Annotated in this window: 2 protein-coding genes; both read right to left on the reverse strand. The window is 67.7% G+C overall.

Features of this window, described 5'->3' with window-relative positions; genetic code table 11:
• The coding region (locus tag N5D53_RS27070) for a non-ribosomal peptide synthetase (RefSeq protein ID WP_279841103.1) at nucleotides 1-9048 on the reverse strand (9048 nt) is incomplete at its 3' end.
• 12 nt (nucleotides 9049-9060) lie between these two features.
• The coding region (locus tag N5D53_RS27075) for an amino acid adenylation domain-containing protein (protein ID WP_279841104.1) at nucleotides 9061-12354 on the reverse strand (3294 nt) is incomplete at its 5' end.

The raw sequence follows: 12354 nt of genomic DNA on the forward strand, positions 1-12354 counted from the left end.
AGAGCGCTCGAACAGGTCGGTGGCATACACCAACGAGGCCAGCACGCCCTCTTCGCTGTCGAACACATCCAAGGTCAGGTCGAACTGGGCGACACCGGTATCCCATTGCAGCCCTTCGACGCTCAAGGCATGCGCCTGTTGCGCGCCCTGGCCACGGCGCGCGCCGCTCTGGTAGTTGAACAGTGCCTGGAACAGCGGGCTGTGGCTGAGGTTGCGCTCCGGCGCCAGGGCCTCGACCAGTTGCTCGAACGGCAGGTCCTGGTAGGCCTGGGCCTCCAGCGCCGCCTGGCGCACCTGGCCGAGCAGCGCGGCAAAGGTCGCCTGCGGTGCGAACTCGACCTTGAGCACCTGGGTATTGACGAAGAAGCCGATCATGCCTTCGGTGCGAGCATGGTTGCGGTTGGCGATCGGCACACCGACACGGATGTCGGACTGGCCGCTGTAGCGGTGCAGCAACGTCTGGTAAGCCGCCAGCAACAGCATGAACAGCGTCACCCCCTGTTCCCTGGCCAGCGCGCGCAATGCCTGCTGCAGCTCACCGGGCAGGGCCAGCGTCAAACTGGCACCGGCTTGGCTGCGCATCGCCGGACGCGGGTGATCCAGCGGCAGTTCGAGCACAGGCTGCGTGCCGCCCAGGCGTTCGACCCAATAGGTCAGCTGCCGCTCACGCTCACCAGCATCCATCCACTGGCGCTGCCAGACGGCATAGTCGGCGTACTGGATCGGCAACGGCGCAAGGCTCGGTGCCTGCCCCTGGTCAAAGGCGTCGTACAGGGCCACCAGCTCGTCGACCATGACCTGCATCGACACACCATCGCTGACGATGTGATGCATCACCAGCACCAGCACATGTTCATCGCTGCCCTGGCGCAACAGGCAGGCGCGCAGCAGCGGGCCCTGCCCGAGGTCGAACGGACGTGCGACCTCCTGTTCCACCCGCGACAGCAGCGCGGCATCGCTGGCATCGGCCAGCACCTCCAGCGGCAGCTCGAAGGCGTACGGCGCCTGTATCACCTGCTCGGTACGCCCCTGTGCATGAACGAACACCGTGCGTAGGCTCTCGTGCCGCGCCACCAGGTGTTCGAACGCCCGGCGCAGGGCTTCGACACGCAGCGCGCCACGCAGGCGCAGGGCCACCGGAATATGGTAGGCGGCGCTGTCCGGGGCCAGCTGCCAGAGGAACCACTGGCGCTCCTGGGCATAGGACAATGCCAGCGCCCGCGAGCGATCGGCCAGGCCGATGGCGGGCACCGCTGCGTCGGCAGACTCCGATAGCTGGGCGCAGAATGCCTGCAGGGTGCCATGCTCGAACAAGGTGCGCAGCGCCACCTCGACCTGCAGGGCGTGACGCACCCGGGCGACGACCTGGGTGGCCAGCAACGAGTGACCACCCAGCTCGAAGAAGTGATCGTGCAAGCCCACCTGCGGCAGCTTGAGCACATCGGCCCAGATCGCCGCCACCGTCTGCTCCAGCGCGGTACGCGGTGGCTGGTGATCATGTCGGGACTGACCGGCCTCAGGCTGCGGCAGCGCCTTGCGGTCAAGCTTGCCGTTGGGGGTCAGCGGCATGCTGGCGAGCGACAGGACATGCGCTGGAACCATGTAGTCCGGCAGCACTTCGCGCAGGCTCGCCCTGAGCGCGTCGCACCACGCGGCATCAGCCTGACCTGGCTGCAACGCCACCACATAGCCGACCAACTGCTGGCCGCTCGGGCCTGGCCGGGCGACCACGGCGGCATCGCGCACGCCAGCCTGGGCCAGCAGGCGGGCCTCGACTTCGCCCAGTTCGACGCGGAAGCCGCGGATTTTCACCTGGTTGTCCACTCGCCCCTGGTAGTCGAACACGCCATCGCGGCGCTCGCGTACCAGGTCGCCACTGCGGTACAGGCGCGCGCCTGGCTCGCCGTGCGGATCGGGAACGAAGCGCTCGGCGGTCATGCCCGGCCGGTCCAGGTAGCCACGGGCCAGGCCGTGGCCACCAAGGTACAGCTCACCCTGCAGGCCGGCTGGCAGGACGCTCAGGTCGGCGGCCAGAACATAGGTGCAACGGTCGCCGATACGCGTGCCGATCGGTGCGTAGGCAGCGCCGCAGTCGGTAGCGCGGTCGGCTTTCCAGATCAGCGGGGTCACCACCGTCTCGGTCGGGCCGTAGCCGTTGATGATGTGCTCCGGCGCCAGGGCGGCATGCACGCGCTGGTAGCTGTCACGGGGCACCGCGTCGCCGCCGAAGCAGTAAATGCGCGCCTTCGGCGCCTGGCCATGCAGCTCGACGTGCTCGGCCATCTGCAACAGGTACGCCGGCGGGAACGCCGCCACCGTCACGCCGTGCTCACACATGCGCGCGCAGGTCTGGCCTGGCTCCCAGAGGCTGTCATCACGCACCAGCAGGCGGCTGCCGTGGGTCAACGCGGTGAGCCAGCGCTCATGAGCGCCGTCGAAGGCGAACGACATGAAGTGCAGCTCGCAATCGTCCTCGACCATGGCATAGCGCCGGCCGATGGCTTCGCAGTGCATCGCCAGCGGGCCATGCTCGACGCACACCCCCTTGGGCTTGCCGGTGGAACCGGAGGTGTAGATCACATAGGCCAGGCTCTGCGGCTGCACCACTGTTTGCGGCGCATGGGTCGGCTGTGCGGTCAGGTCGAGCTGGTCGAGATTGAGGGCAGCCAACGCCGCCGGCAGCGGCAGTTGCCCGCGCAAGGTCGAGTCGGTGAGCAACAGGGCGATACCGGAGTCCTGCATCAGGTAGGCCAGGCGCTCGGCCGGATAGCTGGCGTCCAGCGGCACATAGGCGCCACCGGCCTTGAGCACCGCGAGCAAGGCGACGATCACCTGCGGCCCACGGGGCAAGGCCACGCCGACACGGATCTCGGCGCCTACGCCTTCGGCGACCAGGCGATGGGCCAGTTGGTTGGCCTGACGCTCCAGGCTGGCGAAGTCCAGCACCTGGTCGCCGAACAGTACCGCGGGAGCCTGAGGCCGGCGCGCGGCCTGGGCGGCGATGCGTTGGTGCACCAGCAAGCCGTCCTGCCATGGCTGCGGCGCGTTGGCCACGGCCAGGGCCTGCTGGGCCTGGCTATCGAGCAGGCTCAGGTTGCCCAACGCCGCGGTGGGCGCCTGGCTGAACTGCTCCATCAGGCCGATCAGTTGCTGGTCCAGGCGGACAATGGCCGCCTCATCGAAATGGGCACGCATGAAGCTATAGTGCAGCTCCAGGGTACCGCCCAGGTTCACGCCCAGGGTCAGCGGGTAGTTGGTCTGCTCGCGACTGTCGACGCTGCCGAAGCGCAGCTCCTGTGGCGCGCCACGCTCCAGGGCCTCGGCCACCGGGTAGTTCTCGAACACCAGCAGGCTGTCGAACAGCGCGTCACCGCCCTGCCCGGCCCAGCGCTGGATATCGAACAAGGGCGTGTGCTCGTGCTCACGCAAGCCAAGGTTGAGCGCCTGCACTGCCTGCAGCCAGTCGGCCACGGACTGGGCCGGCTGTGGCGTGGCGATCACCGGCAGGGTGTTGATGAACAGACCGATCTGCTGCTCGATACCCGGCAGCTCCAGCGGCCGGCCCGCCACGGTGGCGCCGAAGGCCACCGTGGCCTGCCCGCTGTAGCGCTGCAACAGCACTAGCCAGGCCGCTTGCAGCAGGGTGTTGACAGTGACCTTCTGCTGGCGGGCGAAGGTTTCCAGACGCTGCGTGCGCTCGGCGTCGACCAGCCGCACATGGCTGGCGTACCCGCTGCCAGGCTCGGCCTGCAGGCCCTGGGCCAAACGTGTGGGCGCCTCCAGCTCGGCCAGGCGCTCGCGCCAGAACGCTTCACTGACCGCCGGATCCTGGCGCTGCAACCAGTCGATGTAGTCGCGGTAACGCCCGGCCTGGGCCGGCGCCTGCCCGGCATAACGCTGCAGGACTTCCCCCATCAACTGCGAGTTGCTCCAGCCGTCCATGAGGATGTGATGGTTGGTGTAGATCAGCTCGAAGCGCTGCTCGCCGGTGCGCACCACGGTCATGCGCAGCAACGGCGCCTCACGCAGGTCGAAACCACGAGCGCGCTCGGCCTCGGCCAGGGCGTCCAGGCGTGCGCCAGGCTCGGCCTCGGCATGCCAGTCGAGGTAGTCGAACGGCACCTGGACCTGGCGCTGGACGATCTGCAGCGGCTGGCCGATGTCACCTTCCCAGGCGAAGCGACTGCGCAGGATCGGCTGGGCATCGGCCGACGCCTGCCAGGCCGCGCGGAAACGCTCGACCTGCAAGCCTTCCACGGTCACCCGCATCTGGTTGATATAGTCGCCGTTGCCCTGGCCATACAGGCTATGGAACAGCATGCCCTGCTGCATCGGCGACAACGGATAGACATCCTCGACCGCGCGCGGATCGTCCAGCAACTGGTCGAGGTGCGCCTGATCCAGGCGTGCCAGCGGGAAGTCCGAGGGCGTGACACCGGCATGGCGCGAGTCGCAGCAATGGGCGATGAGCGCCTTCAGCTCGGCGGCATAGTCATCGGCCAAGGCCTGGACCGTGGCCTCATCGAACATCTCGTGGCTGTAGGTCCAACCAATGGCCAGTTCACCACCGTAGACCTGCCCATTGAGCGTCAGCCAGTTGCCCAGCGGCGCCGCCGGGCTCTGCTCCTCGCCGCGCGGCTCGCCGACCGGGACGAACAGCGCACCCTGCTCGGCGTCGAAACTGCCATCGAACTGCCCCAGATAGTTGAAGGTGATACGCGGCACCGGCAAGGCGGCAAGACCGGCCTGCACCGCAGCATCGCCCAGATGGCGGAGCATGCCGTAGCCGATGCCCTTGGCGGGGACGGCACGCAGTTGCTCCTTGACCGCCTTGATCGACCCCGCCAGGTCCTGCGCAGGCGTGAGGGCCAGCGGGAACAAGGTGGTGAACCAGCCGACGGTGCGAGTCAGGTCGATGTCGTCGAACAGGTCTTCGCGGCCATGCCCTTCAAGTTGGATCAGCACGGTGTGCTGCGCGCTCCAGCGGCCCACCACCCGGGCCAGCGCGGTCAGCAGCAGGTCGTTGACCTGGGTGCGGTAAGCCGCCGGGGCCTGCTGCAGCAACTGCCGGGTGAGCTCGCTGTCCAGCCGCGTATGCAGGCTGCGGGCATGGCGGTTCTGCTGGCCGCCGGCCGGATTGGCGCACGGCAGGTCCTGCGGAGCATCGGCCAGCTGGCCCTGCCACCAGGCCAGCTCGCGCGCCATGGCGTCACTACGGGCGTGCTCCCCCAAACGCTCGGCCCAGGCCTTGTAGGCACTGGTTTTCGCCGGCAGCCGCACAGGCTGCTGCGCATCCAGTTGCGCGCAGGCCTGTTGCAGGTCCTCGAACAGCACGCGCCAGGACACGCCGTCGATGACCAGGTGGTGGATCACCAGCAGCAAGCGTTGGCTGCCGTCGTCCATGCCGACCAGCACAGCACGCAGCAGCGGCCCTTCCAGGCTCAGGCTGCGTTGCGCCGCTTCACACAGTGCCAGCAGCGCGTCCTGGTCGGCGGCCTGCCGCTGCCAGAGCAGGTCCTTGGCCTGGCCAGGCTGACCGTGACTGGCCTGCCACTGACCCTGCTCGCGGGTAAAGCGCAGGCGCAACGCATCGTGCTGCACCAGCAGGGCCTGCAAGGCCGCCTCGACGGTCGCCGCCTGCAAGGCCCGAGTGGGACGCAGCAGCACTGACTGGTTCCAGTGGTGCGCCTCGTCGCTCACTTCGCCGAAGAACCACTGCTGTACCGGCAGCAGCGGCATGCCGCCCTGCACCGCCCCTTGGTCGATGCGCTGCGCCGCGCCGCCCTCGCGCGCCACACGGGCCAGGCCTTGCACGGTCTGGTGCTGGAACAGCTCCTTGGGAGTGAAATGTATGCCGGCCTGACGGGCACGGCTGACCACCTGGATGGAAATGATCGAGTCGCCACCCAGCTCGAAGAAGTTGTCGCTCAAGCCGACCCGCTCCAGACGCAGCACATCGGCCCAGACAGCGGCAATGCGCTGTTCCATTTCGCTTTGCGGGGCTACATAGGCCTGTTGCAGTAGGCTGGCATCCGCCGCCGGCAAGGCACGGCGATCGAGCTTGCCGTTGGCGGTCAGCGGCATGCGCTCGAGCAGCAGCAGGTGCGCCGGCACCATGTACTCCGGCAGGTCTTCGCGCAGTGCGGCCTTGACCGCCTCACGCCAGATCGCCTGGTCCGCCACCGCTTGCTCGGCCACCAGGTAACCGACCAGCTGGGTGCCGCTCGCCCCCTCCTGGGCCAGCACCACGGCCTCGCGCACCTGGGGCAGCGCCTGCAGCCGCGCCTGGATCTCGCCCAGCTCGATGCGGAAGCCACGGATCTTCACCTGATGGTCCATCCGCCCGACGTACTCGATCACCCCATCGGCGCGCCAGCGTGCCAGGTCGCCGCTGCGGTACAGCCGCGCCCCGCTCTCGCCGAACGGGTCGGGAATGAAGCGCGTGGCGCTGAGGTCGGCGCGCTTGAGGTAGCCACGGGCCAGGCCCTGGCGACCGACGTACAGCTCGCCGACACAGCCGGCGGCCACCGGGTTGAGGTCGCTGTCGAGCACGTACAGGCTCTGGTCCGGGATCGGCACACCAATCGGGCTCGACGCGCTCTGCGCCAGGTCAGCCAGCGACAATGGACGGTAGGTCACGTGCACCGTGGTTTCGGTGATGCCGTACATGTTGACCAGTTGCGGGGCACGATCGCCGAAGCGCTCGAACCACGGACGCAGGCTGCCGACCTCCAGCGCCTCGCCGCCGAACACCACGTAGCGCAGCTGCTGGTCGCTGCGCTGGCCTTCAGCGCAGGCCACCTGCATCAGCTGGCGGAACGCCGACGGCGTCTGGTTGAGCACGGTCACCCGCTGCTCGCACAGCAGTTGGTAGAAGGCCTCCGGCGAACGGCTGACATCCTGCGGCACGATCACCAGGCGGCCACCATGCAGCAAGGCGCCGAACAGCTCCCATACCGAGAAGTCGAAGGCATAGGAGTGGAACAGCGTCCAGCAGTCCTGCGGGCCGAAGCCGAACCAGCCGTCCGTGGCCTCGAACAGGCGCAGCACGTTGCGGTGCGGCAGCAAGGTGCCCTTCGGCTTGCCGGTGGAGCCGGAGGTGTAGATGACATAGGCCAGGTTATCCAGGTCCACCGCAACGTTCGGGTTGACCTCGGCGAAGTCAGCGTAGTCGGCATAGTCGGCGGCCAGGTCCAGCACCTGCACGTTCGCCGCCAGGCTCAGCCCGAGGTCGCCCTGGCCGAGCAGCAACTGCAGGCCGCTGTCCTCGATCATGTAGTGCAGGCGATCCAGCGGATAGGCCGGGTCCAGCGGCACGTAGGCACCACCGGCCTTGAGGATGGCCAGCAGGCCGACCACCATCTCCAGCGAACGCGGCGCGGCCAGGCCCACCAGCACGTCCGGGCCGACGCCTCGGGCGATCAGCGCGTGGGCGATCCGGTTGGCCCGGCGGTTCAGCTCGGCGTAGCTCAACTGTTCGCCTTCGCAGACCAGCGCCGGCGCCTGCGGCGCGCGAGCCGCCTGGGCTTCGATCAGGCGATGCAGCGGCTGGCTCGGCGCGAACGTGGCCGGGGCGGTATTCCAGGCAGCCAGCGTTGCGGCACGTTCCGCCGTCGTCAGCATCGGCAACTCGCTGACGCGCGTGCCGGGGGCGCTGACGATACCTTCGAGCAACGCCTGCCAGTGGCCCGCCAGGCGCTCGATGGTGGTTGAGTCGAACAGGTCGGTCGCGTAGGTCAGCGACGCCCACAACTGCCCCTGCTCTTCATGGGTATCGAGCATCAGGTCGAATTGCGCGGTCTGGCTCTCCCAGTTCAGCGATTCGACCCGCAGCCCCGGCAGCTCATGGGCCTGCCGGCCCGCGCCACGGTGCGCCTGGTGATTGAACAGCACCTGGAACAACGGGCTGTGGCTGAGGTTGCGCTCCGGCGCCAAGGCTTCGACCAGTTGCTCGAACGGCAGGTCCTGATGCTCCTGGGCGCCCAGCGCCGTCTCCTTGGCCTGTTGCAGCAATGTGGTGAACGGCGCCTGACCATCGACTTCGGCGCTGAGCACCTGGGTATTGACGAAGAAGCCGATCAGGCGCTCGGTCTCTGCGCGGTTGCGGTTGCCGATCGGCACGCCGACACGGATATCGCGCTGTCGGCTGTAGCGGTGCAACAGCGCCTGGAACGACGCCAGCAGGACCATGTACAGGGTCGCCCCCTGCTGCCGCGCTACCTCTTGCAAACCCTTGCCCAGCTCGGCCGACAGCTCGATATCCAGGCGTGCGCCACGCAAGCTCTGCAGCGCTGGCCGCGGACGATCCAGCGGCAATTCCAGCACCGGCTGCTCACCGCCCAGGCGGGTGGTCCAGTAGGCCAATTGGCGCTCGCGCTCGCCAGCCTCCATCCATTGGCGCTGCCACAATGCATAGTCGGCATACTGGATCGGCAGCGCCGGCAGCTCGGGCTGCTGGCCACGACTGAACGCGCCATAGCAGTTGATCAGCTCCTCGACCATCAACTGCATCGAGGCGCCGTCGGAAATGATGTGGTGCTGGGTCAACACCAGCACATGGTCGTCTTCGCTCACCTGCAGCAGGCGCGCGCGCAGCAACGGCCCTTCGCCCAGGTCGAAGAGCACGGCGATCTCCCCCGCCACCGCCTGTTCCAGTTGCCCGGCATCGGTCAGTACCTGCACCGGCAGCGGCAGCGCGAACGGCGCGCGAACCTGCTGCAGCAACTGCCCGTCGACCTCGACGAACACGCTGCGCAGTACTTCGTGACGCTCGATCAGCGTCGCGAAGCTGCGCTGCAGCGCGGCCATGTCCAGGGCGCCGCGCAAGCGCAGCGCCGTGGGGATGTGATACGCCGCGCTGTGCGGTTCCAGGTTCCAGAGGAACCACTGACGCTCCTGGGCATAGGACAGCCGAAGGGGCTCGTCGGCATCACGCCGGAAAATCGGCGCGATGCCATAGAGGTTGACCCCCTTCTGACTCAGCAGAATCGCCAAGGCTTTGCGCTTCTCGGAAGAAAGCGCGCTTACCGATTCGATTAGTTGCTGCATGCCGTGTCCTCACTAGGAAATCAGTTTTTCAAGATCATCGGCAGTTAGACGATTGAGGTCCTCCAAGGATTTAGCCAAAACATCGTGCAGTGGATCGAGCGCGGGCTGCAGGGCCTGCAAGGCCTCGCAGAAGTCCGCCAGGTCGCGGGCCAGGAACAGCGTCTTGACCGGCACTTCATGGCCCAGCGCTTCGCGCAGGCGCAGCACTACCTGGGTGGCCAGCAACGAATGGCCGCCAAGCTCGAAGAAGTTGTCGCTCAAGCCTACTTGCTCCAGCTCCAGCACCTGAGCCCAGATGCCTGCCACCTGCTGTTCCAGTTCAGTGACTGGCGCCACATAAGCCTGTTGCAGCAGGCTGGCATCCGCCGCCGGCAAGGCACGGCGGTCGAGCTTGCCGTTGGCGGTCAGCGGCATGCGCTCGAGCAGCAGCAGGTGCGCCGGCACCATGTACTCCGGCAGGTCTTCGCGCAGTGCGGCCTTGACCGCCTCACGCCAGATCGCCTGGTCCGCCACCGCTTGCCCGGCCACCAGGTAACCGACCAGCTGGGTGCCGCTCGCCCCCTCCTGGGCCAGCACCACGGCCTCGCGCACCTGGGGCAGCGCCTGCAGCCGCGCCTGGATCTCGCCCAGCTCGATGCGGAAGCCACGGATCTTCACCTGATGGTCCATCCGCCCGACGTACTCGATCACCCCATCGGCGCGCCAGCGTGCCAGGTCGCCGCTGCGGTACAGCCGCGCCCCGCTCTCGCCGAACGGGTCGGGAATGAAGCGCGTGGCGCTGAGGTCGGCGCGCTTGAGGTAGCCACGGGCCAGGCCCTGGCGACCGACGTACAGCTCGCCGACACAGCCGGCGGCCACCGGGTTGAGGTCGCTGTCGAGCACGTACAGGCTCTGGTCCGGGATCGGCACACCAATCGGGCTCGACGCGCTCTGCGCCAGGTCAGCCAGCGACAATGGACGGTAGGTCACGTGCACCGTGGTTTCGGTGATGCCGTACATGTTGACCAGTTGCGGGGCACGATCGCCGAAGCGCTCGAACCACGGACGCAGGCTGCCGACCTCCAGCGCCTCGCCGCCGAACACCACGTAGCGCAGCTGCTGGTCGCTGCGCTGGCCTTCAGCGCAGGCCACCTGCATCAGCTGGCGGAACGCCGACGGCGTCTGGTTGAGCACGGTCACCCGCTGCTCGCACAGCAGTTGGTAGAAGGCCTCCGGCGAACGGCTGACATCCTGCGGCACGATCACCAGGCGGCCACCATGCAGCAAGGCGCCGAACAGCTCCCATACCGAGAAGTCGAAGGCATAGGAGTGGAACAGCGTCCAGCAGTCCTGCGGGCCGAAGCCGAACCAGCCGTCCGTGGCCTCGAACAGGCGCAGCACGTTGCGGTGCGGCAGCAAGGTGCCCTTCGGCTTGCCGGTGGAGCCGGAGGTGTAGATGACATAGGCCAGGTTATCCAGGTCCACCGCAACGTTCGGGTTGACCTCGGCGAAGTCAGCGTAGTCGGCATAGTCGGCGGCCAGGTCCAGCACCTGCACGTTCGCCGCCAGGCTCAGCCCGAGGTCGCCCTGGCCGAGCAGCAACTGCAGGCCGCTGTCCTCGATCATGTAGTGCAGGCGATCCAGCGGATAGGCCGGGTCCAGCGGCACGTAGGCACCACCGGCCTTGAGGATGGCCAGCAGGCCGACCACCATCTCCAGCGAACGCGGCGCGGCCAGGCCCACCAGCACGTCCGGGCCGACGCCTCGGGCGATCAGCGCGTGGGCGATCCGGTTGGCCCGGCGGTTCAGCTCGGCGTAGCTCAACTGTTCGCCTTCGCAGACCAGCGCCGGCGCCTGCGGCGCGCGGGCCGCCTGGGCTTCGATCAGGCGATGCAGCGGCTGGCTCGGCGCGAACGTGGCCGGGGCGGTATTCCAGGCCTGTACCGCAGCCTGGCGTTGCTCATCATCGAGCAATTGCAAGGTCTCGACAGGCACCTCAGCGCCCTGTTCGAGCATCTGCAGCAGCAAGTGACGCAGTTGCTGGCCGATCTGCTCGATGATCGCCGCGCTGAACGCCTGCCGGTCATAGCTGCAGCGCAGCGACAGGCTGTCCTCCAGGCCGACCGCCAGGGTCAGCGGATAGTTGCTCTGCTCCTGTGTGCGCACCGGGCCAAAGTGCAGCCCCGAGGGCGAACCACGCTCCAGGGCCTCGGCCACCGGGTAGTTTTCGAACACCAGCAGACTGTCGAACAGCGCGTCACCGCCCTGCCCGGCCCAGCGTTGGATGTCGAACAGTGGCGTGTGCTCCTGTTCGCGGATGCGCAGGTTGAGCGCCTGCAGATCGTCCAGCCAGTCGCCAAGCGCCTGCCCGGCGGTGCACGGCACGATCACCGGCAAGGTGTTGATGAACAGGCCGATCTGCTGCTCGATACCGGCCAGCTCGGCCGGTCGCCCGGCCACGGTGGCGCCGAACGACACGCAGTCCTGGCCGACACGACGCTGCAGCAACAAGGCCCAGGCACCCTGCACCAAGGTGTTGACGGTGACCTTGCGCTCACGGGCGAAGCGGCCCAGGCGCGCGGTGGTCTGCGCATCGATCGACAGGCTGTGCTCGTCGTAGCCATCGACACCGACATGTTGACAGGTGCTGGCCAGGCGAGTGGGCTCTTCCAGTGCGGCCAGTTGCTCGCGCCAGAAAGCTTCGCTCTGCGCTCGGTCCTGACGCTGCAGCCAGCCAATGTAGTCGCCGAAGCGGCCCGCCGCCTGCGTGGGCCGCTCGCCACAGTAGCGTTGCAGCACTTCACCCAGCAGTTGCGCATTGCTCCAGCCGTCCATGAGGATGTGATGGCTGGTGTAGATCAGTGCATGGCGGTCATCTTCCAGGCGTACCAGCACCAGGCGCAGCAATGGCGCCTGCAGCACATCGAAGCCGCGCCCACGTTCTTCGGCGGCCAGTGTCGGGAGCGCCAGCGCAAGGTCATCACGACCGCGCCAGTCCAGCTCGCTGAACGGCACACGGGCCTCGCGCAGCACTACCTGCACCGGTTGGGCCTGGTCGGCGGACCAGACGAAGGCACAACGCAGACTGTCATGGGCCTGGAGCACAGCGTTCCAAGCCGCCTCGAAGCGTGCCACATCCAGACCTGCGACCTCGACCTGCATCTGGTTGATGTAGTCGCCGTCGCTCTCGCCGAACGTGGAATGGAACAGCATGCCCTGCTGCATCGGCGACAGTGGGTAGATGTCTTCGACCTCGGCCACCGCCACCGGCAGTGCGTCGAGTTGCGCCTGGCTCAGGCCCGCCAGCGGGAAGTCCGACGGCGTCAG

It is taken from the genome of Pseudomonas sp. GD03862 (assembly GCF_029840855.1).
Classification (GTDB): domain Bacteria; phylum Pseudomonadota; class Gammaproteobacteria; order Pseudomonadales; family Pseudomonadaceae; genus Aquipseudomonas; species Aquipseudomonas alloputida.